Origin of the sequence: Providencia sp. PROV223 (assembly GCF_028479245.1) — a bacterium.
Lineage (GTDB): Bacteria > Pseudomonadota > Gammaproteobacteria > Enterobacterales > Enterobacteriaceae > Providencia > Providencia rettgeri.
The window spans coordinates 132881-156001 of sequence record NZ_JAMPNG010000002.1 but is presented as its reverse complement, the minus strand read 5'-3'; the positions used below and the strand labels follow the sequence as shown (position 1 = coordinate 156001).

23 protein-coding genes are annotated in these 23121 nt (G+C 40.5%); 15 read left to right on the top strand and 8 right to left on the bottom strand.

Going from position 1 to position 23121, the window contains the following annotated elements:
- Positions 1 to 15 precede the first annotated feature (15 nt).
- From PR767_RS03545 to PR767_RS03495, 11 genes are all read left to right on the top strand, one after another.
- Entirely contained in the window at positions 16 to 768 is a 753-nt protein-coding gene (locus PR767_RS03545) for a fimbria/pilus periplasmic chaperone (RefSeq protein WP_272519893.1), read from the top strand.
- A gap of 13 nt (positions 769 to 781) precedes the next feature.
- Positions 782 to 1363 carry a fimbrial protein gene (locus PR767_RS03540; RefSeq protein WP_004907828.1) on the top strand — a complete coding sequence of 194 codons (582 nt, stop codon included), beginning with the start codon at positions 782 to 784 and terminating at the stop codon, positions 1361 to 1363.
- Positions 1356 to 1910, top strand: coding sequence for a fimbrial protein (locus PR767_RS03535; protein WP_004907830.1), 555 nt, complete (start codon positions 1356 to 1358; stop codon positions 1908 to 1910). The genes PR767_RS03540 and PR767_RS03535 overlap by 8 nt, the downstream gene beginning before the upstream one ends.
- Positions 1911 to 1920: 10 nt before the next feature.
- Positions 1921 to 2406 (top strand): fimbrial protein, encoded by a 486-nt coding sequence (locus tag PR767_RS03530; RefSeq protein WP_227024197.1) that lies wholly within the window; start codon positions 1921 to 1923, stop codon positions 2404 to 2406.
- On the top strand, positions 2406 to 2936 hold the full coding sequence (locus tag PR767_RS03525; RefSeq protein ID WP_004907834.1) for a fimbrial protein: 531 nt from the start codon (positions 2406 to 2408) through the stop codon (positions 2934 to 2936). Before PR767_RS03530 ends, PR767_RS03525 begins: the two co-directional genes overlap by 1 nt.
- A 17-nt stretch (positions 2937 to 2953) precedes the next feature.
- A complete protein-coding gene (locus PR767_RS03520; protein WP_004907835.1) occupies positions 2954 to 3796 on the top strand; it encodes an MrpH family fimbial adhesin in 843 nt (280 codons plus the stop codon).
- Positions 3797 to 3810: 14 nt separating this feature from the next.
- Positions 3811 to 4080 carry a helix-turn-helix domain-containing protein gene (locus PR767_RS03515; protein ID WP_004907837.1) on the top strand — a complete coding sequence of 90 codons (270 nt, stop codon included), beginning with the start codon at positions 3811 to 3813 and terminating at the stop codon, positions 4078 to 4080.
- A gap of 368 nt (positions 4081 to 4448) precedes the next feature.
- Positions 4449 to 5417 carry a siderophore ABC transporter substrate-binding protein gene (locus PR767_RS03510; RefSeq protein WP_004907838.1) on the top strand — a complete coding sequence of 323 codons (969 nt, stop codon included), beginning with the start codon at positions 4449 to 4451 and terminating at the stop codon, positions 5415 to 5417.
- Between the two features lie 3 nt (positions 5418 to 5420).
- Positions 5421 to 6383 carry an ABC transporter permease gene (locus PR767_RS03505; protein ID WP_004907840.1) on the top strand — a complete coding sequence of 321 codons (963 nt, stop codon included), beginning with the start codon at positions 5421 to 5423 and terminating at the stop codon, positions 6381 to 6383.
- The gene (locus PR767_RS03500; RefSeq protein WP_109912688.1) at positions 6370 to 7353 is read left to right on the top strand and encodes an iron chelate uptake ABC transporter family permease subunit; all 984 of its coding nucleotides are present in this window, start codon (positions 6370 to 6372) and stop codon (positions 7351 to 7353) included. Before PR767_RS03505 ends, PR767_RS03500 begins: the two co-directional genes overlap by 14 nt.
- A 1-nt stretch (position 7354) precedes the next feature.
- Entirely contained in the window at positions 7355 to 8113 is a 759-nt protein-coding gene (locus PR767_RS03495; RefSeq protein ID WP_102138091.1) for an iron ABC transporter ATP-binding protein, read from the top strand.
- 381 nt (positions 8114 to 8494) lie between these two features.
- Here PR767_RS03495 and PR767_RS03490 read toward each other — a convergent pair whose 3' ends face one another.
- From PR767_RS03490 to PR767_RS03455, 8 genes are all read right to left on the bottom strand, one after another.
- On the bottom strand, positions 8495 to 9958 hold the full coding sequence (locus tag PR767_RS03490; protein ID WP_109912687.1) for a hypothetical protein: 1464 nt from the start codon (positions 9956 to 9958) through the stop codon (positions 8495 to 8497).
- A 39-nt stretch (positions 9959 to 9997) separates the two neighbouring features.
- A complete protein-coding gene (locus tag PR767_RS03485) occupies positions 9998 to 11566 on the bottom strand; it encodes an SLC13 family permease (protein WP_109912686.1) in 1569 nt (522 codons plus the stop codon).
- Between the two features lie 90 nt (positions 11567 to 11656).
- Positions 11657 to 12289, bottom strand: coding sequence for a hypothetical protein (locus tag PR767_RS03480; RefSeq protein WP_109912685.1), 633 nt, complete (start codon positions 12287 to 12289; stop codon positions 11657 to 11659).
- A 10-nt stretch (positions 12290 to 12299) separates the two neighbouring features.
- Complete coding sequence (locus PR767_RS03475) at positions 12300 to 12770, bottom strand: CYTH domain-containing protein (RefSeq protein ID WP_272519892.1); 471 nt, start codon at positions 12768 to 12770, stop codon at positions 12300 to 12302.
- 164 nt (positions 12771 to 12934) lie between these two features.
- Positions 12935 to 13906, bottom strand: coding sequence for a LysR family transcriptional regulator (locus PR767_RS03470; RefSeq protein WP_109912683.1), 972 nt, complete (start codon positions 13904 to 13906; stop codon positions 12935 to 12937).
- A 242-nt stretch (positions 13907 to 14148) separates the two neighbouring features.
- Entirely contained in the window at positions 14149 to 14649 is a 501-nt protein-coding gene (locus tag PR767_RS03465) for a RidA family protein (RefSeq protein WP_004259262.1), read from the bottom strand.
- 123 nt (positions 14650 to 14772) lie between these two features.
- Complete coding sequence (locus tag PR767_RS03460; protein WP_004907849.1) at positions 14773 to 16191, bottom strand: NAD(P)/FAD-dependent oxidoreductase; 1419 nt, start codon at positions 16189 to 16191, stop codon at positions 14773 to 14775.
- Positions 16192 to 17111: 920 nt separating this feature from the next.
- Positions 17112 to 17774, bottom strand: coding sequence for a DUF1028 domain-containing protein (locus PR767_RS03455; RefSeq protein WP_272519891.1), 663 nt, complete (start codon positions 17772 to 17774; stop codon positions 17112 to 17114).
- Positions 17775 to 17937: 163 nt separating this feature from the next.
- Between PR767_RS03455 and PR767_RS03450 the strand changes: the two genes are divergently transcribed.
- Genes PR767_RS03450 through PR767_RS03435 form a run of 4 tightly spaced genes read left to right on the top strand, consistent with a single transcriptional unit; the run spans position 17938 to position 23114 of the window.
- Positions 17938 to 19497, top strand: a complete 1560-nt coding sequence (locus tag PR767_RS03450) for an ABC transporter substrate-binding protein (RefSeq protein WP_110731635.1) — start codon at positions 17938 to 17940, stop codon at positions 19495 to 19497.
- A gap of 55 nt (positions 19498 to 19552) precedes the next feature.
- Positions 19553 to 20500, top strand: coding sequence for an ABC transporter permease (locus tag PR767_RS03445; RefSeq protein WP_004907851.1), 948 nt, complete (start codon positions 19553 to 19555; stop codon positions 20498 to 20500).
- Positions 20497 to 22311 (top strand): dipeptide/oligopeptide/nickel ABC transporter permease/ATP-binding protein, encoded by a 1815-nt coding sequence (locus PR767_RS03440; protein WP_211888522.1) that lies wholly within the window; start codon positions 20497 to 20499, stop codon positions 22309 to 22311. Before PR767_RS03445 ends, PR767_RS03440 begins: the two co-directional genes overlap by 4 nt.
- On the top strand, positions 22311 to 23114 hold the full coding sequence (locus tag PR767_RS03435) for an ABC transporter ATP-binding protein (RefSeq protein ID WP_004907854.1): 804 nt from the start codon (positions 22311 to 22313) through the stop codon (positions 23112 to 23114). Before PR767_RS03440 ends, PR767_RS03435 begins: the two co-directional genes overlap by 1 nt.
- Positions 23115 to 23121 lie beyond the last annotated feature (7 nt).

Sequence of the window (23121 nt, the reverse complement as noted above, 5' to 3'; positions counted from 1 at the left end):
AACTAGTTGGTACATATGAACATTAAGAAAATTGCATTATTTACTACAACAATCACGTTATCCGCGGTGCTATGTGGGCAGGCTTTGGCCGCGATTGCCCTCGATAGAACACGCGTCATTTATAATGGGGCTGAAAAGACCATTAGCTTGAATATTAAGAATGAAAACACAGAGTTACCATACCTTGCACAGGGGTGGATTGAAGATGCAAATGGTAACAAAATTGAAAGCCCACTCACAGTTTTACCCCCGGTTCAACGTGTAGAAGCGGGTGAAGGTAGCCAAGTTAAAATTCAAGCTCTTCCTGATATCGCGACATTGCCTCAGGACAGAGAGAGTGTTTATTACTTTAATTTACGTGAAATTCCACCACGTAGTAAAGAAGCGAACGTATTACAAATTGCATTACAGACGCGAATTAAATTGTTTTATCGACCAAAAGCGTTATATGCCACACGCACGGATTTGGAGAATCCATGGCAAGAGAAAATTACGCTAACACGTAAAGGTGATGCCTACGAAGTCACGAATCCAACACCTTATTTCGTCACCATTGTAGACGCAAGTACAAAAGTGGGCGGAGACACGGTGAAACAGTTTGAGCCTGTCATGATCTCACCAAAAAGTAATGGAATGCTTAAAGGTAGTGCAAGTGCGATGGGGGCAAAACCCGTTCTAACTTATATCAACGATTATGGTGGAAGGCCTAAACTGACGTTTGGTTGCGCTGGTACAACTTGCAAAGTTGAATCTTCGACGGATAGATAACGGGGAATAACGTATGAAAAGGACTCTCCTGTTCAGCACTATCTTATTCGGTTTAGTTCCAGTGTTCACCTTTGGAGCAGACAGTTGGGATATTGATGGATTACATGGAACATTGACAGTCAATGGCATGATGACCGAAGCACCTTGTACGATGGATGTGACTAATTCAATGCGCCAAGAAGTGTCTCTAGGGGAGATTCCTTCTTATTCACTGCGTAAACCTGGTGATAGAGCTGAGCCAGTTTCATTCGAATTAGAATTTAGACATTGCATTCGCACGGAAAGCCGAATGAAAGACACAAGAACGGGAAGATCGCTTTGGGATGCAATGCAACCGGTGATAACTGTCTCTTTTGTTGCCGTATCGGATCAACATTTTCCAGAAATGTTAAGTGTAAAAGGCGTCTCTGGCTTGGCGTTAGAAGTGACAGATGCACAACGAGAAGACATCAGGCTAGGAAGCCGAGGTCGTCCTCAATTTCTCGATGCACCGCAGGGTACTCTTCAATACTTTGTAACGCCAGTGAGAACCCCTGAAAAATTGACTGAAGGAAGTTTCAGCGCCGTAATGGACTTTAAGGTGGATTATGAGTGATTTAAACAAGCAGCGGTACCTGCTGGCATCTTGTCTCGCTGGACTATTTTTTACATCGGTTTCTTATGCAGGATTACCTGATTCACGTATTAGCCCATCGGGAAATACACGGGCAACAGTTACACCCGGTATGATAACTGTACCGATTAAAGGGGTTGTTTTGGCTCCACCGCCTTGCAAAATTAATGGTGGAAATATAATCAAAGTTAATTTTGATGAGATCATGAGTACCCGAATTGACGGTAACGCCTATTCGAAGCCCATAAATTACAATATTAATTGTGAAAAAAGGCCAACATCACAAATGAAAATGACGTTGATTGGTATTCCTGCATCTTTTGATAGTGGGGCAATTGAAACAGATCTTCCGGGTTTAGGGATTGCTTTTCGTTATAACGGAAGCAAGCTTCGATTGAACCAAGAGGTCAAGTTTGTGTACCCAAATGCGCCTCAATTTGAAGCCATACCTGTTCGTGATTTATCCACAACTCTGACAAAGGGTGGGGTTTTTCATGCAGGCGTCACTATCAAACTTGATTATCAGTGAGGGAAAAATAATGCAAAGAATAATGAAAAGACTTCCTCTGATAATGAGTTTGTTAGTTATACCTAGCAGTGCCGTGATGGCAAATGATGTGGAGTTTACTGGAACCTTGCTAATTCCACCGCCTTGCACTGTTTTTGAAGATAAAGTCCACGTTATTGAATACAAAGATATTGGTTTACATAAGATTGATGGTATCAGATTTACGAAACCTATTAATTACGCTTTGAAGTGTGAAGACAATTTAAAAGGTTGGGACTTAATGCTAACTATCAAAGGGACAGCAACAGATTTTGATAAGTCGGCACTGGAAACCAATATTCGAGATCTTGGCATGCGTATTACCCAAAATGGTTTAGGTTTTGAAATCAATAAACCATTGAAAATTACTTATGGGCAACCGCCTGTTTTAGAGGTTGTTCCTGTCAAGCGATTGGGAGTGACGTTGCCTGAAGGGGGCTTTACTGCAACAGGCACATTGCTAGCGGAGTACCAATAATGAACAAAGTAATCCAATGTGCAGTAGCAGGCGCCTTACTTATTAACTTTAATGCTGCTTTTGCTGTGCCTGATAATTTAAGAGTTATCGGTAATTTAGTGGAGGAGCCTTGCACTATTTTACCGGGTGATGAAAACATTCCGATGGATTTTTTTGATACACCGGAGAAAAACTTTTATGCCTATGGTGAAACTCCGCCTAAAGAGTTTGTGATTAAGTTGTCTGACTGTGACACGACAATAGGCAAATTTGTGGAAGTGACTTTTTCAGGGACACCTAATCTTGCACTTCCTGGTTTTTTAGCATTATCAACAAGTAGTGTTGCATCGGGTTTCGCGGTGGGGCTGCAAAATTCAGATAAAACACCACTGGCTATTGAACAGAAAGGCTCGAAGCTAACGCTACAAGATGGCGCTAACCAATTGCGGTTCTATGCCTATTTAAAAGGTGAACCGGATGCTATTGCTGATAAGACAATAAAAGTAGGGCCTTACAGTGCTGTAGCAACATTTAAATTAGATTATGAATAATAAGGCTGTGAACTAATATGAAAGTATTTTTATCGCTATTAATTGGTGCAGTCATGTTTTCGCCTTCTGCATCAGCTTATATTTTTTCCTATATCACTGAATCAAGACCCGGTAATAATCCAAATAACGGAGATGCAGATTATAAATATGTGATTGCTCGTTGGGATCCTGAATCGCCGAGTACGCCTAATCCTTGTTATGGGTGGTCGACATGCTATCTCACCATAAGTCATAAGCATACCGCTGATGGAACACCGGGGGCTGCAACAGTCAATTTGGCCGAAATTTCTAAGTATCGATATATGATAGATGTTCAGAATATCCCCGGGGTTTTGGCAAGAGCGACAGCTCCAGCAACACAGTGGGCTGTTCATACCGGAGTTAGGTTACAGAATAATCAAGAGTGTGTGGGGCTGTTTTACCAAGATCGCACTGGTGTTACAAGCAGAGGAGGTCTACTTCCTGGTTCTCAATGTGGTATAGCTCCGCCACCAATAGGAGCTTGTAAGATCAACAATAACATCCCGGATATTAACTTTGGCCCAATTAGCGAAGCTGATCTCGCTGGCCAATCAAAACAAGTGAACGTTAGTGTGACATGTAACTTAGCGATGGATGTTTTGGTGATTGCCACTGGTGTGAACGTGACAAATGGACGTGTAAATTTACGAGCAGATAATAGCTTATATGCGAATTTGTATTTAGGTGGGAATGATACTCCAGGGGAAAATGGTTACAAAATCCATGTGCCTGCAGGTGGAACAAACTCGGTATCCCTAAAAGCCGTATTAGGTACCAATGGCCGAGTTCAAGCTGGTCAGTTTGAAGGTGCCGCAGCCCTTATTTTAACTGTGCCTTAATAAATGGTGATAATATGTATTCAGAAAATGGCAGCGAAAAAATCCATTATATGGTAGGTCAGAGGATCTTAGAAAAACGTAGAGAACTGGGATATACAGGGTTTCAGTTAGCTCAATTGTTAGGTGTTAGTCAACAGCAAATCTCACGCTATGAAAGAGGTAAAATCAAGATTGATTTGTTTCATTTATTTAAACTTGCATTTTTGATGAAAACGCCAATTGATTGGTTTCTGGAAGATATTAGTTCTCAGCTCAATGAAAATGGGCAATTAGATGACATGTAATCATGCGCATTTAAATGGGAATTAATGGTATATAGGTTGAGATTACGGATTTATATCGTCTGCTGTCATAAAAATAGTTAAGCAAACAAATACAGTCGCAGGCTCAACCTATTTATTTTACCCAATGAAGTGCAATCAAATCACGTTTTACTCTATTTTCCTGATTTTCTATATCTATCCTCTTTGTTTAAACATTAAAACCTACGTGGTCAATTCATTGAATTGATGTTTTTGTGCGTTAAGACAACTTTTTAGTGAATGCAAATGCAAACTAATATCATTTGCGCTTGTTTGCGTGTAAGATACGCCAAATTGTGAATCACAAAATTTAATCATCAGTACTTTTATCGATGGACGGAGGAAATTAGATGTTTGCAAAATCATTAGTTTCGGGTATTGCTTTGTTATCTGCGTTAGTATTAGCCGGTTGTGATAACGCGAAAGACACGACAGAAACAACACAAGTTGCAGAAAAACAAACTATCACGATAGAACATGCCCAAGGCAAAACTGAAATTCCTCGTCATCCTCAAAAAGTCATTGTGATGAACATGGAAACATTGGACATCATGGATGCACTCGGAGCCCCAGTTGCGGGTGTTCCACAAACCAACGTTCGCTTCCCTGAATTCTTAACGAAATATAGTGGTTCTGAATACGTCAATGGCGGAACATTATTTGAACCCGCTTATGAAACATTAAGTAATGCTAAACCTGACCTGATTTTAGGTGGAAGCCGTGCCCGTGATGCCTATGACAAACTCAGTGGCGTTGCTCCAACTATCTCATTAGACATTGATAACAAAAACTTTATTGGTAGCTTAACTGAGCGTACTAATGAACTTGGTGCATTGTTTGGTAAAGAAGAACAAGCCAAAAAATTGATTGCTGACTTCAATACTAAAATTGAAGGTATCAAAACTAAAGCACCTACCGCGGGTAAAGCGATGGTGATCTTAGTCAGTGGCGGTAAAATTTCCGCATACGGTCCGGGTTCTCGTTTCGGCTTTATCTTTGATGTATTAGGTTTTGAACCTGCTTATGTATTTGAAGAAAACACGGGTCGCCACGGTAACATCGTTAATGCAGAGTTACTGGTGAAATTAAACCCAGATTGGTTATTTGTTATCGACCGTGATAGCGCGATTGGTAAAACAGATGCACAGCCAGCAGCAGAAGTATTAGATAACGCATTAGTGAGAAAAACCGCAGCGTGGGAAAAAGGCCAAATTACATACCTTGACCCAACTGCCGTATATATTGCAGGTGGTATTCAAACTTACTCTAAGTTAATGGACGATATCAATACAGCATTAGAGAAGAGCCAAGCAAAATAACCGATGAAAACGCTTTATCTTTTTTGTGGAATTATCGCGTTATTGGTTTTAGCGGTATTAAGCTTGTTTATTGGAGCGGGTGACGTGTCACCCGTTTCGCTTTTCACCGACCCAGAGATGCAAGACATCTTTTTTATTAGCCGAATTCCCCGAACCGTCTCTTTGATTTTAGCAGGTAGCGCCATGAGCGTTGCTGGGCTAATCATGCAATTATTAACACAAAACCGCTTTGTTGAACCTTCTCTTGCAGGGACAACCCAGTCAGCCAGTTTAGGTTTATTGGTCGTTATGGTGCTTTTCCCTGCAGCAAGTATTATGACTAAGATGGTGGTCGCTAGCGGTTTTGCGCTTCTTGGCACCATGTTGTTTATGGTGCTATTGCGTCGTGTCATTTTAAAATCCGCCCTGATAGTCCCATTGGTAGGGATTATGTTGGGTGCAGTGATTAGCGCATTGACCATTTTTACTGCTTATTATTTCGACTTATTACAATCACTTGGTGCATGGATGAGCGGTGACTTTTCTAGCATCATTCAAGGCCGATATGAACTATTGTGGTTAGTAGGAATATTAACGTTAATTGCTTGCTGGATTGCCGATAGCTTTACGGTTGCCGGTATGGGGCGTGAATTTTCAATTAATGTTGGCCTAAATTATCGCAAAGTAATGACCATCGGTTTATCGATTATCGCTTTAATTAGCGGCGTAGTGGTCGTGGTGGTCGGGGCGTTACCTTTCCTAGGCTTAATTATTCCAAACCTCGTGAGCTTAGTGATGGGGGATAACATACGTAAAACCATCCCTTGGATTTGTATTGCTGGTGGTGGTTTAGTTTTACTGTGTGACATTATTGGGCGTTTAATTCGCTATCCATTTGAAATCCCTGCAAGTGTGATTTTAGGTGTTGTTGGCGCGGTGATTTTTTTATATTTATTGTTGAAGCAACAACGTTATGCAAAAAGTTAATACATCAATAGCGTTACCGAAGAAAAGGGTAACGCCGTTGCAAAGAATATGGATACTACTGGCTTTGTCATTGTTATCCATTATTCTTTATATGACGGTCAATTTGGGCAGTAACCTTGCCTATATTTTGCCGCATCGAGGCTATATTGTTCTCACGATGATCGTGGTGGCTTTCGCTGCTGGGGTTTCAACAGTTCTCTTTCAAACTATTGCTAATAATAAGATACTGACCCCATCTATCATGGGGTTAGAAGCATTATTTATATTATTACAAACCATTTTTGTCTTCTATACCGATAGCTTTCCATCCTCTTGGTTATTGAATATTGGTAAATTTTTATTAGAGTCCACATTACTTGTGTTGTTCTCTGTTCTGCTTTATCGCTGGTTATTTGTGTCAGTTAAAATGAATATCAACCTAGTATTGATGGTAGGTATCATTCTTGGCACATTATTTCGCAGTGTAGCGACATTACTACAGCGTTTAATGGACCCCAATGAATTTTCCATTTTACAAAGCCGGATGTTTGCCACCTTTACGAAGGGGACGCCTGAGCTGATTGTATTCACACTGCTGATTACAGCGGTGGTAGGGGTTTTGTTGTGGCGCATGCGCTATTGTTTTGATGTTATCGCGTTAGGGCAAGCCAATGCGGTGAACTTAGGGATTAATTATCGCCAGCAAGTCACGGTTATTTTGTTACTTATTTCAATCTTGGTTGCTGTTTCTACGGCACTGGTTGGCCCTTTAACATTCTTAGGCTTGATGGTCGCGAACTTAGCTTATTTAGTGGCTGGCAGTAGCCAACACCGCTATTTGCTCCCCGTTTCCTTTCTACTTGGTGTCATTGCGCTGATTGGCGGCCAGTTGATTCTTGAGTACGGTTTAAATATGGCGGGAACATTATCAGTCGTTATCGAGTTTGTCGGCGGAATTTTCTTTATTTATATGGTGTTAAGAAGGTTTTAGTATGATTGAAATTAGTCAGATATCGAAAAGTTATCAAGATACTAAAGTCTTAGATAACGTGACAACAACAATTAAAAATAGCGGTATTACCTCAATCATCGGGCCTAATGGTGCAGGTAAATCAACACTGCTGTCGATTATTGGGCGTTTGTTACAGCCCGATGATGGCGGTTATGTCAAAGTGAATGAGCTTGATGTTTCAACAACACCCAGTGATAAATTAGCAAAATGCTTATCGGTTTTGCGCCAAGAGAACCAATTTGCGAGTCGATTAACCGTCGAGGAGCTGGTTGGTTTTGGACGTTATCCGTACACGAAAGGCCGTTTAACTATTGATGATAAAAAGAAAATTGATGAATCACTCTCTTTTCTCAATTTGTCAGATTTGCGCCACCGCTATTTAGATGAGTTATCGGGTGGCCAGCGCCAACGAGCTTATGTTGCAATGGTTTTATGCCAAGATACAGAATATGTTTTACTGGATGAACCACTCAATAATCTCGATATGAAGCATGCGGTGATTATGATGAAGTTATTACGTAAAGCGGCTGATGAACTAGGGAAAACCATTATCCTAGTGATCCACGATATAAACTTCGCTTCTGTTTATTCAGATTACATTGTTGCACTGAGAAACGGGCGTCTGTCTTATCATGGCAAACCAGAAGAGATCATGAAATCTGAAATTATTGAGGATATTTTTGATACGCCAGTGGATATTAAGCGGGTGGATGATCAGTATATTGCTCTCTACTACTAAATTTGCGTCATCTTTCGCACTGTAGTTGTGTTGGCTTCGTTTAGCTACTCTGGGTCACATACTTTTGTATGTTCCCAATTTTCGTCATCCTTCGAGCTGTAGCGGTGTTGGCTACGTTCAGCTACTCGGGTCACATACCTTTGTATGCTCCCCGAGATATCTTCTCTTGCCGCCTTGCTGCCGTTCGAATGGTTTAGAAAATTAAATTTTCGTCATCCTTCGAGCTGTAGCGGTGTTGGCTACGTTCAGCTACTCGGGTCACATACCTTTGTATGCTCCCCGAGATATCTTCTCTTGCCGCCTTGCTACAGTTCGAATGATTTAGAAAATTATCGTGAATTAGAATATTTTTCTTGAGAAGAAAATAAAAAAACAAAATATTTATGGTGAAATTTCAATATCTTCATCGGTTGTCAGTAAATCTAGTGACTGCAACACTTCTAAGCGTTTAATTCCATCGGCATTCACCACTAAACGAGCTAGCTCATTATAAGTTTTTTTGTTAATTGTGACGCGACGGCAAAGGTAAATGTGATACACCTTTTCACCAATAATCGCAGGCTCATCATCATTCACAGTGAGTTCTTCATAGCTAATATCAATATATTTTAGGAAATCCGAAATATTAAAACGCGTAATATCTGCGATTGATGATTGGTTTTTTTCAAACACGGATTGGCGGTTATGTAGCAATACATCTTTGCGGTAATACAGAATATCTTCCATTCGCTGGACGTTAACTAAATTGACCCAATGCGATTTTTGCCGCATTTCACGGATATCTGGGGAAAGCATATTTTCATTAATAAAACGAAAAGACTCTTTACAAATACCGACTGGTGCTTTCACTCCTTCGCGGTAAATACGTAATTGCCGGTCAGGGATCCATTTTTGAAATAAGCGATACAGCTGCTCTCGACCTACTTCTTTCAGCCTATCTTTGAAGATATAGCCGATGACCATAGCCAAAAATAAGTTGGCACTTAAAGCACCATATTTTCCTTGCCAGAAAAAGGCGATAACAGTTGCGAAAAGCATTGAAATTGCAGCAGCAATACCATAAATAGAGTGTAATAACAGGGGAAGTCCCCGCTTGTGGCGAATTTCTAAATAGAGATAGCGATTGATATATTTTTTCAATAAATTACGGCGATATGTGACTAATTCAGCATCCGTCTCATCACTAGGAAAACAATCAGGGTATTGTTTCTTTAGGTAACGCATTTCTTGATACCAGAAATGACGTATTTCTTCGCGCAATGGCATTTGCTTATCGGCTAATAAATCACGTAAATAATTCATGGTGTAATACGTCATGAATTCGTCACAATAAGAAAATGCATTGGAATGGATTGCTTCTTCAATTTTGGTTGACTGTGTTGCTAATTCCCGATAAGTACAGAGACATTTTGCGATGTTTGCCATGAACTCAGCTAAGTATTCAGGCGTTTGCCGTTGGGGATTTTGGCTTACCATTTTAACATTCAAACGAACGGTTCTTTTGAAGGTTAAAGCATAGCGCTTTAGCCTATTTTCATACTCGTCTAATGAAGGTAAGTTTTGTGGCGTACATTGTTGTAACCACTGTTTTAGTTCATCTAATGCCCCGTTTTCATCAGTCAGTGATGATAATTTTACGGTCGGTGGGCGCAGCCGAATATAGTTTTTGAGGCTGCGCTGGAGGTTTGATGCTGTGTAGAGGTCTGGGTTAATCTGTAATGATGAAGGCAAAAAGAAAAAGGTCTCTACTTGGTAACGGATCTCTTTAGACTTACGTGGAAACAACACTTTTTGTTTGATTTCAAACTGTTTTTTTCCATGGATCTTGAGAGATTCTTTAATCATATTTTCCTTCACACTGTTCTTTTGGCCAATATTCTATCTTTACCAAAGATAACTATTAAATCCCATGAGTGGCATAATGTAATGTGTCCATAGTATTAGTAGTATCCAGATAAGAATGAGTTGAATCATACCATATTTAAATGAGTCACCGGTTGAATATTGGTCAGTCAAATAACTGATATTAGCAGGCTTAGAGTTAAAATAGAGAACATAAACCTGATTAATCATAAACGCCATTGGTAAACAGAAGCCAACTAAATCCCAGTTATATCGTTGAGCAATGGCAATAATAATAGGGAATAAAATAATTGTACGTGCTGTTTTACTTTCACTAATCAATGTGGTGAGTGCAAATACTGCGCTTAATACAGCGAAAACAAGCAGTTTTCCAGCACCTTGAGGGTCTATGTTCCAATGGTCAAAGGCTTTGTGGACATAAAGGCCGACAATATCCGTCTGGTCCATCATACCGCCTAATACGTAAGCACCAAAACTAAACATTAACATGTGCCATGGAATATCAGCATCATTCCATTTCATGACACCCATTGCTGGCAGCCGTGAAAAAGAGGGCATCAGGACAATACAAGCACCTGCTAATGCGACAACTTCAGCTCGTAAGCCTGTCCATTTACCCGTGGACCATAATAGTAAAACAAGAATAAATACGACCCCTGCTTTAATTTCACTGATTTTGACTTTACCTAATGCATTATATTCCGAGCGTAAGCGGTCCATGCCACCTTCGAGTTTCGGTGTTTTTTCTTCATCTGTAATCCTAAAAATAAACCGAGTCCCAGTCCACCATGCGACTAAACATTGAATGACAGCCAATGGGAATAGTGCAATAAACCAATCTTGATAAGTGACTAATGCACCTGCTTTTTCTAGCATTGCTGCCGCTAATAAATTGGCCGCAGAACCTGTTAAGAATGCGCTAGCGGAGACATTATTCGCCAGTAAGTTAAGGAGCACCATATTACGGCCAACATTGTTACGCTGAGCACCACCAGTGGCACCGTAGATAGCCGAAATCACCATAAATAATGGCAGCAGTAGTGCCGTTTTTGCCGAGGTTGCACTAATAAATGCACCAAAAATCAAGTTTAATGCCACAAAGCATAGGAATAACATGGTTAAATGATTTTTAGTTTTGAGTACTAGCATGAGTGAAATACGTTTTGCCAAACCTGTCGTAACTAATGCGCTCGCTAGGATAAAGCTGGCAATATTTAGAATCATGACGGGTTCACCCAGCATCGCGAAGGCAGGGCGCATTTTCATCACACCAGTAATGATAACGACAACAACGACAATTAATGACGTGAGATAATTTGGAATAGCTTCAGTGAGCCATAAAATCAGTGAAGCAACAAAAATCCCCATTGCACTATAGCAATGAGCTGCCGGAACTTTTGTTTGTGCTTCAAATACATCGATTGTCCCACACCATTGTAATTCGAAAAATAGAAATGAGAGAATAGCTAAAGGTACACCAATGAGTTTGAGATTTTGCATTAGTGCGCCAGCTTTGATATCACGGAATTTTTCTAATGAATAATTACGCATATCAAGTGGGTCAAAGCTTGGCTTACTATTTGCTGACATACATATCTCCTTTTATTATTATCATTCAAGGGTCGGTGTTATTTGACTCGACCCATATAGATGAACAACGATATGCATTACATAAAAGAGTTACATGCCAACAACACGCTTGGCGGCTTTCAAATAATTTGTATTAGGTAATTTGTTGATACCTAAGGCATTAACGACGGCTTGCATTTTTTCGTAATCTTCACTTTCACAACAAGCGGTTTCCATTAGTGCCCCATTGAACCAAACGCGTGCAAACTCACAAATAATGCCATCGACCATAAAGCCATAGCGTATTTTTTCAACGGTGACTGCATTGAGACAAGGGTGTTGGCGCACAATAGCTTTGAATTCCTCAATTTCATAGCTGTCTTTATCGAGAGGAATATCAACTTCAAGGTGAGATAAAATAATATTTAATTCTTCTTTTTTTACTGGAAATTGGAATTTGCCTCTCGGTTGGAATATTTCATAGCCCTCTTTTGTTTCACCAACTTTAACTTTAATATCTAATAATCCATCACGTACTTTTACATTGGCATCATTCGTTTTTTCAGATAAAAAATAGGTTTCTATTGGCATTTTTCGCGCAGCGTATAAGGTTGCTTTGACATCCCAAATTTTAGTTTCTATTTCGTTAATAAGGTCATGTCCAAATATTCTAAATTCTGCTCTAGGTACTATTTTACTTGCATCTTCTTCTGATATCGCAATATTTTTAGTTAATGTATTCATAAAATTCCCCTTATTTTTTCCATGTGGTATAAGGATTAGCAACAAGATTAGAATTAAAATATTTGGGGTCTGAAGATATTTCGTCGCCTACCCATTCGGGTTTTTTAAAGGATTGGTTTTCATCGCTAAGTTCGACTTCAGCAACAATTAACCCTTCGTTAACACCAAAAAATTCATCTACCTCCCAAATTAAGCCATCGAAGGGGATTTTATAACGTTTCTTGTCGATAATGGGTTGTTCTGCTAATTGCGTCAGCATAGTAACACAATCAGCATGGGGAATTTCATATTCATATTCAGTTCGAGTAATACCGACGGTAATTCCTTTAATTGTTAAGAAGGCTTTATCATCGATAGTTCTTATTCTAACGGTACGTTCTTTCTGGCTATTTAAATAACCTTGGGTGTAACGAACACCATTGGCTAATTCTCTCCATGAATCACCCGATACTAAAAATTTACGTTCAATTTCTTTAGCCATTATGATTACTCCTGAGAAGAACAAAGTGGTTAATTTTTATTATTAACCATGCATTTTATTTAAAACCATCTTTGCACATTCATAGAGGAACCAAAAATCAGCAAGTTGTATGCGTAATATAAGTAAATATTATAGTTGCTTATCTGTTGTATAATTGATGCGATTTAGATATTTTCGGTATGAATAAGTTGCGCTATATCACTATTTAATGATATTTCGTCAGATATTTCGCGTAATAGCATAATAAATTGAAAAGCAGCTGCGGAAAGCGAACGATTAGTTTGATAAGTTAAATAATAATCTGCATCAACATCAAAGGCATTAATTTGTAGCTGGATCAATTTTCCAACACTAATATCATCGATAACACTTAAATAAGGCAACGCGGTAATCCCAAAACCACTTGCGACTAATCTTTTTGTCGCCTCTAAATTAGTGACAGTAATAATAGGGGGAGGGGAATCATGGAGTGCAATATGTGCTTTTAGCCAATCTTCAATTTTAGCACGAGTGCGTGTTCCCTTTTCCCTCATCACGAGAGAAGCGTTTGTGAACTCTTCTATTGTTAATGGACGCTGAAGTTGTAGAAGTGGAGAATTGGGACCGACAACGGCGATATAAGGCTCCCGGTGTAAGAATACTTGGTTTACATTCGGTACAATAGGGACTCGGCCTGCTAAACCAATTTCTGCCTCTTGTTCTGCTACCCAATCCATCACTTGCTGTGAATTGCCAATTTTTATTTTTATATGAATCAGCGGATAGCGAGTATTAAATTGTTTTAGGATATCTGGCAAATAATAACTGCCCATAACAGCAGTTGCTGCAATTGTTAGCGTTCCAGTTTGTAATAAATTTAAATCTTGAAAGACATGCTCTATCTCATCAAATAATGAAAATAACCTTTTGGTATAGCTATAGAGTACTTTTCCTTCACTGGTTAAGGTGATTTTTTTTCGGGAACGATCAAATAAAGCAACCCGTAGAGAATTTTCTAAACCTTGGATTTGTTGGCTAACAGCTGGTTGGCTCAAAAATAAAATATGTGCTGCTTGAGTAAAGCTACCACTTTTAGCCACGTAATGAAAAGTTTTAAGATGGTCTAAATTCATTCGACTGACAGTATTGTGAGTCATTTTTGTTTACCCGCGATGTCATATTTTTCAGCCCTGATCCGTTCTTTGAAATTATAAGTAGGTGTGAAACGGTTGCACAGAAAAGGAGTGATAATTTGTGACCGCACAGAGGATAGGGGGATAAATAATAGCGGTAGCGTGAAGTAATGTATCAAAAAAAGAATGGAATAGGGTTATTAGGGGGAAATATAATGGGGCATAATGATTATGCCCCATTATTGATTATTCTTCGTTAGAAGAACTTATTTTTTTGCAGCAGGGCGTACCGCTGTCACTTCGATTTCTACTCTCCAAGCTGGGTTAGCCAGTTTAGCGACTTGGAAGGTAGAACGAGCTGGCAGATTAGTAATTTTCTCAGACTCATAGAACTTGTTGTAACCAGCCATAAAGCCAGCGAAGTCCATAGTACCTTGAGTTTCTTCACCACCAACTAAGAATACTTGCATTTTAACAACGTCATTCATCGTCAAGCCCATACCTTCGAGGTTAGCTTGGATTTGTTTTAATACGTTGATTGTTTGTGCTTCGGTATTACCATAAGACTCTAAAACGCCTTCTTTTGCGTCAGCAGAGATTTTAGAAGGAACTTTTCCGCTTAGGAAAATGAGGTTGCCCGCGTTGATTTCTACTGATTCAGAGATAGGGAATCCTTTCACTGGAACGCGTTTAACATCATCGGCTGCATTCGCACTTGCTACACCTAAAATCAAAGGCAGAGAAAGCAATAAAGTTTTATAGCGCATGTAAACTCCTTAACATTATCAAAGTAAATAGGATCTATTAGTTTTATCAAAAATTAAACTTTCATGTAACTTTAAACTATTCGCTAATAGATCCACAGTAAAAATCGCTTTTTTTCCTGTTTTTTAGCTAAAACGGGAAAGTTTATACGGCGTAGGATCAATAAATGGTGTTTCGCCCATTAACAATTCTGCCGTTAATCGACCAGATGCAGGGCTTTCCGTCATACCCCAGCCTGTGGCGGTGTTGATGACTAGTCCTGGATACTGCTCGATTGTTGAAATAATTGGAATTTCATCATCCGTTGGTGCAACGGTACCACCCCAACGTTCAACCACTTTAGACTCTTTAAATACTGGGAATTCTTTTCTCAGTCTTTCCAGAACGCCATCTAAGTGTTCGTTGTTTGGTGTATTAGTTGCGGTACGGAACTCTTCAAAAGGTGTTTTCTCGTCTAAGTTCCAAGACGTTGCCATCATGAAGGAGTTGAATAAATCTTTACCAAGAGAGAACTCTAATGGTAATTCCCCGCCGCCTAATACGTGTAGGAATCTTGGTCCTAACAGGAAGCTGTCTTTTACGATAGAGCTAGTAAAGATACGTGGCGCAACGGCGTAGGTACCATCAGCTTGTTCACGGAAGTGAATACCGTTAGGTAAGTGGACGTTACCTTTTGGTGCGCCTGGTACGCCAGTAATACGCTGTTGTGATAGGTAAACGTTCAGTGTTGGAACATCAATGCCTAAGTTACCCATGAACAGACGCGACCAAATACCGCCCGTCAGAACAACACGAGAAGTTTTGATTGCACCTTTTTCTGTGACAACATCAGAAATTTTGCCGCCCGCCGTTTCAATACCACGTACTGCGCAATTGGTGTAGATGCGAATACCGATTGATTTTGCGTAGTTTGCCATGGTTGGTGTGACAACTTCAGGGTCAAGGCTACCTGAGTCTTCTTCAAATCCACCGATTTTCCATGGAGTTTGTGCATCAACCAGACGATTCGCCAGTTCAGTTCCTTCAATCATACGGGTACGTAAAGGTGTATCGAAACCTGGGTTTTCAGATGCAGATTTAATCCAGGCTCTTGAAATTTCTAAATCTTCTTCGCTTGAAGGTACTTCAACACGGCCTTGAACACGGTAGCTGGTATCAGCACCGATTTTTTCGTTCATGCCAAGCCATTGAATTTTTCCGTAATGGTGTAAAGGGAAAATAGCTGGGGAAGTCTTATAACTGATAATTTGGCTATATGCACGGCCTGATTGCTCACCACCGACAACACCTTTTTCACAGATAACAACATTAAGACCTTTTTCAGCAAGGTTAATTGCAGTCATGATCCCTTGAAGGCCGGCACCGATGATGACTGCATCTGCAGACTCTGGTAATTTGCCTTCTGTGCCAGCAACAGCTGGTACACGTGATTTAGTCGATTCAAAACGACCTTCACGATTGATCATAGGAACAACCGCAGCACCCCCTGCTAAAACACCAGCAGCACCAACCCCTAATAATAGCTTTCTTCTCGAGATTTTCATCTATAACCTCAATAACAATCTTGTTTTTTATATAGTAAATAATTTCAAATTGAGATTATGATCTTATCATATATTTCATAATTATTAAGTATGGGTAGCATTTGTTAATAAAGTTGGGTGAATGATTCGCGAAAGTAAATTGATATTGTCAGTGTTGTAAAGGGTTTGTCGGAGATTATGCTGTTTTTCTAATTTGTGATTTATTATTTTTTATAACTAACTGTCATGAAAAGTGTACGGGTGTAAATATAAATATTTCGCTTAAATAGTGTTATAAAGAGTGAAACCAAAATAAGGGATGAATATTTCATCACAGAAGAAAGTGCTGAATATCCCTTAAATGCTAAAGGGGGGGGGAATATAAAAAATATGTTTTAAATGAAATAAATGAGTTATTTTTTGTTCGTTTGATTATTAATTATACGTAGAGTCAGAGCAATATAATTCATATTGATTTAAAAATACTCACTTATTTGTATGTATTTTATACATCTAGGTGGTGTTTTTTAATTTATTGATAATTATGATTATTTTGTTTTCATCTATTTTTTAGCGTAGTAACTGAGTGAGGGTAATAACCTAATTGTTATTAAGGTTAATAATCTTGATAAATTAACAAAGTGCATTTGTAGATTACGAAAAACCAGTCACTTTGATTACTTTGAGTATTATAGCTAAATAATTAGAGACTTTGGTTTCCACTACTGTGCAGCAAATGATTAAGATGCTGCAAGATAGAAATCAATTATTAAGAATATATTATAAAATAGTTTTTTTGGATGAATGAAAGAATTAAGAATAATAAAAAAATACATAATTATTCATTGAGTTAATAATAAAATGATTTATTAACCATTTTGTTTCAGGGTGTATATCATTAAATTATTTTACATTATTAGTCGATACACACCTAAATAGCATCAATTACGAGTGATATATTCATTTCCTGTAGGAATTTGTGCAAAAAAATCAGCATAATCTTCGGAACGAACCTGTTGAAGAATGATGGAAAGCGCTGATAGCGGTGCTTCTGACCAGTCACTGCGAATATCAATATCTGGATATTGTCGGTTATTCCATACTTTTAATGCAGCGGAACGGATCCCTCTGTAGTCACCACCTTTATCTGCACCTGCTTGCATGGCGATGAGTAATCGATCAGCCAGAGCTTGATGTGAGTTGTTATGGTAGCTCTGATAAATGGCATTCAGGACTTGCTCTCCAACTAACATATTTCCAGCAATGGCTAAGTTAGGCTCCGATAAACTTCCGCACCAAGGTAAGCAATTTTGGCCGGTCCAATCAGCTGTACCTCCATGATTATCAATAATAATCAGCTGTCGTTGCTTCCGCTCAATATCTTGCGTTACAAGGTAGTCTAAGCTGTTATTTGCATTATGGCTTTGCTGCAAATATTCAATACCGGTTAAGCCTGCAATTGGGTTTGTCATTGCTTGAGTGGCGATGGCTCCCGTTTGGCTTTTACCGTGTAAGACTAATGCTCCAACCGCAGGACCACCTGTTGCCGTCGCTGCACCTATTTTTCCTGTCAATGGGCAGCGCGCCACAATTGAAAATGTCATTTTGCACCTCATAAATTAGACCTTGATCAAATTTATCATTATAAATTCTTGCTTGAAATATAATTTATCATCATAAATAAAGAAAAAGATAAAATTATTAACAAAATTGACACAAATCACACTTCACAATCATATGGCAATGTCAGTACTCGGGGAGGAGCGAATGAATATGCGTTTATGTAGGTGGATAGCCAGTTTTTGGCTTTTATGCTTTATTTCGCTACCGACATTGGCGGTGAACCACCCGAATGTTTTGTTATTAGGACAAGTTGCAGAGCCGCAGTCATTAGACCCGCAAGTTGCAACCGCTGCGAATGATTCCCGAATTTTGGTTAACTTGTACGAAGGGTTAGTTCGTAATGCTGATGGCACATTAACGCTTGAACCTGCTTTAGCCCAATCATGGTCTATTAGTGATGATGGCCTCACATACACTTTCCACTTGCGTGAGAATATAAAGTTCCATGATGGCAGCCCCTTCAACGCGGATGCAGTCAAATTCACGTTTGAACGAATGTTGGATAACCAGCACCCGTATTACCATACTGGGCCATTCCCATTATCGTTTTTTTTCTCTGCGATAGACAAGATTACAACCCCGAATGACAAGACTGTGGTTTTTACCTTAAAAGAACCGTTTGCCCCGTTTTTATCAAACTTAGCCACACCCGCAGGGCTGATTGTTTCACCCGCAGCAGTAAAGCAATATGACAAAGACTTTAGTCGCCATCCCAGCGGAACAGGCCCCTTTAAATTTGATGAATGGACGGCAAACCAAAGGGTTGTCATATCCGCTAATGAAGACTATTGGGATGGTAGACCCAGCTTACAACATGTTGTTTTTCGGCCTATTACTGACGCCAATACCCGGGTAGCCGAAATGTTATCAGGGGGGATTGATGCCATGGTTGAAGTCCCTGCTGATAATGTCCCGTTATTTGTTAATGACAACCGCTTCCATGTTTATGAAGCTGTAGGACCTCATGTTTGGTATGCCATGCTTAATGCGTCTCAGCCACCGTTTGATGATGTGCGTGTAAGGCAAGCAGTTAACTACGCGGTAAATAAAGAAAATATCGTGAAATATATTCTTCAGGACTCCGCAGGCGTCGCACAAGGTCCGATTCCATCAGCTTTCGATTGGGCATTTGATGAAGAAACCAACGCTTACCCTTATGACCCTGAAAAAGCTCGCCAATTGATAGCAGAAGCGGGGGCACAAGGGCAAAAAATTATTTTTTATGTCACCGAAGGGGGCTCAGGAATGTTAGACCCGATTCCTATGGCTACTGCTATTCAAGCTGACCTAAAAGCGGTTGGTTTAGCTGTCGAAATTCAAACCTTTGAGTGGAATACCTACTTATCCAAGGTCAATGCAGGCCTCAAACAAGCGCATATGGCCGAAATGGCGTGGATGACGAATGACCCAGATACCTTACCTTTTTTAACCTTGCATAGCGCTTCTTGGCCGGATAAAGGCGGATTTAACTCCGGTTATTACAGTAACAAGCAACTGGATGAATTGTTAGATAAAGCGCGGGTCACAAATAACCTTGAGGAGCGCGCTCAGTTATATCGACAAGTTCAAAAAATTGTTCATCAAGATGCACCTTGGTTGTTTGTGGCGAACTGGAAGCAAAATGCGGTCGCTAATGAGCATGTTAAGCATTTCAAATTGCAGCCTAATTTTAACTTATTACTTAAAGACGTTCGTAAAGATTGATTAATTAATGTGAGTTAGCTATTCAATTAATTATTTGATTTTATGGGGAAAAACTATGTGGTTATACTGTTTGAAACGCATTTTAGCGACCATACCCATACTGATTGGTTTGACGTTAATTGTCTTTTTTATCATGGCAATGATCCCTGGAGAGCCAGCTCAAGCACTGCTTGGCCCTTGGGCGACTCCTGAAAATGTGGCTAGAGTAAAAACAGAGCTTGGGTTGGATAAGCCGTTATATCAGCAATATTTTATTTGGATGAATAATTTGATTTCGGGAGATTTTGGCCGCTCATTTGTCCTTAACCGACCTGTTGTTGATGAGGTTTTAGAGCGATTTTCTGCCACATTAATTTTGGGCGGAAGTGCGCTGTTACTCAGCTCAATTTTAGGGCTATTGGCCGGGGTTCTTTCTGCCATTCGTCAATTTAGTTGGAGTGACCGATTTATTACACTCGCCGTTTTATTGGGTATCTCAATGCCATCTTTTTGGATTGGTTTATTGATGATTATGCTTTTTTCTGTTCAATTACAATGGTTTCCGGCATCTGGAATGTACGATATTTGGCAAGGCGGTGGCCTGAGCGATTTATTGCATCACCTTGTTTTACCTGCTGTGACGCTTTCATTGGTTGCGACAGGGGTGATAGCACGTTTGACGCGCACAGCAATGTTAGAAGTACTGCGACTTGATTTTATTCGCACCGCAAGGGCAAAAGGCTTAAGTGAGCGCAAAGTGATTTTCCGCCATGCATTTCGTATGGCATTAGTTTCCGTCATTCCCGTCATTGGTATCCAAGCGGGCTTTGTTTTTGGTGGGGCGGTATATATTGAAACCGTTTTTCAATGGCCGGGGCTAGGCGCCATGTTGGTGAAGGCTGTGGCAACTCGTGATTTGTTTTTAGTCCAAGGGGGCGTATTGATTGCCGCGGCGTCCTATGTCTTTATCAATTTACTTGCGGATGTTGCGCAAGCCATATTAGACCCGAGGTTGAAATCATGAGCCAATCTGTGACCCCTGTTATTCAGCATCGTCATCGCCAATCGGTCGGCTCGTTACTGCTAGCGAACCGCCTAGCAACTTTGGGGCTATTTACTTTATCTATCATTATGCTCTTGGCATTCTTAGCGCCTTGGCTCCCCCTTGCTAATCCTGATGAAACTGATTTAGTTAATCGGCTACTTCCCGCTTTTTCGTCTGGTCATTTATTAGGTACTGACCATTTAGGGCGAGATATTTTATCTCGATTACTGTGGGGAACGCGAGTGTCTCTATTGGTCGGTATTTCAGCAACACTAATCGCTGCAATATTCGGAACCCTGATTGGTTTAGTGGCTGGGTATGTCGGCCATCGCACCGATACATTATTGATGCGTTGTATTGATATGCTAATGGCATTTCCATACATTCTATTGGCATTAGCCATTGTCGCGGTACTTGGGCCAGGGTTACTCAATGCGTTATATGCGATCGCATTAGTGAATATTCCCTTTTTTGCTAGGAATATTCGTGGGTTAACAGTGGGTTTACGCGATAGGGATTTTATTCAAGCAGCTAGGTTGTCAGGTAAAAACCATTTACAAGTCCTATTAACGGAAGTGTTACCGAATGTCTTGCCAATCATTGTGGTTACTATGTCAACGACCATCGGTTGGATGATTTTAGAGACGGCAGGTTTGTCATTTTTAGGGTTAGGTACTCAGCCACCTAATGCAGACTTAGGTTCAATGCTAGGGCAAGGGCGCGCACAGATGTTTGTCGCTCCTCATGTGGCATTGGTACCCGGTATTATGATCTTTCTTATTGTGATTAGTTTTAACCTGCTAGGGGATGGCGTGCGTGACATTCTTGATCCCCGGTTAAAATCGGGAGCCTTACAGCGATCACAACCAATGACACAAACCGATAGAGTTAATATTCCTGCGAAAACGGGAGGTGAACAAGCGGTATTAGAAGTCAAAGATTTGTCGGTTGCTTTTTGCCAAGGAAATCAATTACGTTCAACTGTAAAAGGGATCAGTTTTACTGTTGGGGCGGGGGAGTGTCTAGGGTTAATTGGGGAAAGCGGCTCGGGTAAGAGTGTCACCGCTTTATCTGTGATGGGGTTGCTCGCATCACCTCCGGCATTGATTACGGCGGGGGGAATTTATGTGGAACACGAAGAAATGCTGTCATTGCCGCTATCTGTTATGCAGCGCCGTCGCGGTGCGAAGGTTTCATATATTTTCCAAGACCCACTGACGACGCTCCATCCCCAGTTTACCATCGGTGTGCAATTACGTGAGGCCATCACCGCTCACCAATCTTTGTCACTCTATGAGGCGAAAAACAAAGCCATTGAATTGTTGGACAGCGTCGGGATCCCAGATGCGCGAGAACGTTTCGATGCCTATCCCCATGAGCTTTCGGGCGGACAGCGCCAGCGGGTAGGGATCGCAATGGCTCTGGCTAATGACCCCGTGTTGATTATTGCTGATGAGCCGACCACCGCATTAGATGTCACAGTACAAGCGCGAATTCTAGAATTACTTGACCAGCTACGCCGTGATCGCGGTGTTGCACTCTTATTTATTACCCATGATTTCGCGGTGATTAACCAAATTTGCGACCGTGTTGCGGTGATGCAGCAAGGTGAGATAGTCGAAACCGGTGATACGCAAACGGTATTACGGCAGCCTCAGCATCCTTATACACAACGTCTGATCGCCAGTGTACCTAAGTTAGGGGAAGGACGTGGGTTTTTAAAACAAGTCCAACAACTCTATGGTCATCAGCCCGATAGTAATGATTTGACATCGGCACAGGAGGTTTAATGAAAAAAGTGATTGAGGTTAATCAGTTAGTGAAAACCTTCGGGCAGCCAAGAAGCCTATTTCACCCTCGAGGGCGCCAAGTTCATGCATTAAAAAATATTTCTTTATCACTTTATGAAGGTGAAACTCTGGCGGTGGTTGGGGAGAGTGGCTCAGGAAAAAGTACTTTAGCGCGTATTTTAGTTGGCTTGGACCGCGAGACCTCAGGAGATATTACTGTCTTAGGACAAACTCGTGCAGAGTGGCAGCAGCAAGGTGCGCGAGCTTTTGGGCAAGCCATTCAGTATGTTTTTCAAGACCCTGTCGCATCTTTGAACCCGCGAAAAACCATTGGAGAAACTTTGTCTGTTCCGTTGAAATATTTAAAACACATGAACTCATCACAAAGAGCGGCTCGGCTGGCGGAATTACTTGAGGCCGTCAATATGCCAATCGATGCTTTAGCTTGTTATCCTCATGAATTTTCGGGAGGGCAAGCACAGCGGTTAGCCATTGCGAGAGCTTTAGCCGCAGATGCACGAATATTAGTACTAGATGAGCCGGTTAGTGCGTTGGATGTTTCGGTACAAGCGCAAGTTTTGTTGTTACTAGAACAACTTAAACAACAGTTTTCGTTATCCTATTTATTTATTAGTCACGATTTAGCGGTAGTGGAATCAATAGCAGATCGAGTCGCCGTACTCTATTTAGGGGATTTGCTAGAATGTCGAGATACCCGCAGCTTATTTGCCGCACCGGAGCATGAATATACGCGAAATTTATTGGCTAGTGCCCCTCGTATTCGTGTTGATTCAGTCGCTTAGAAACTTA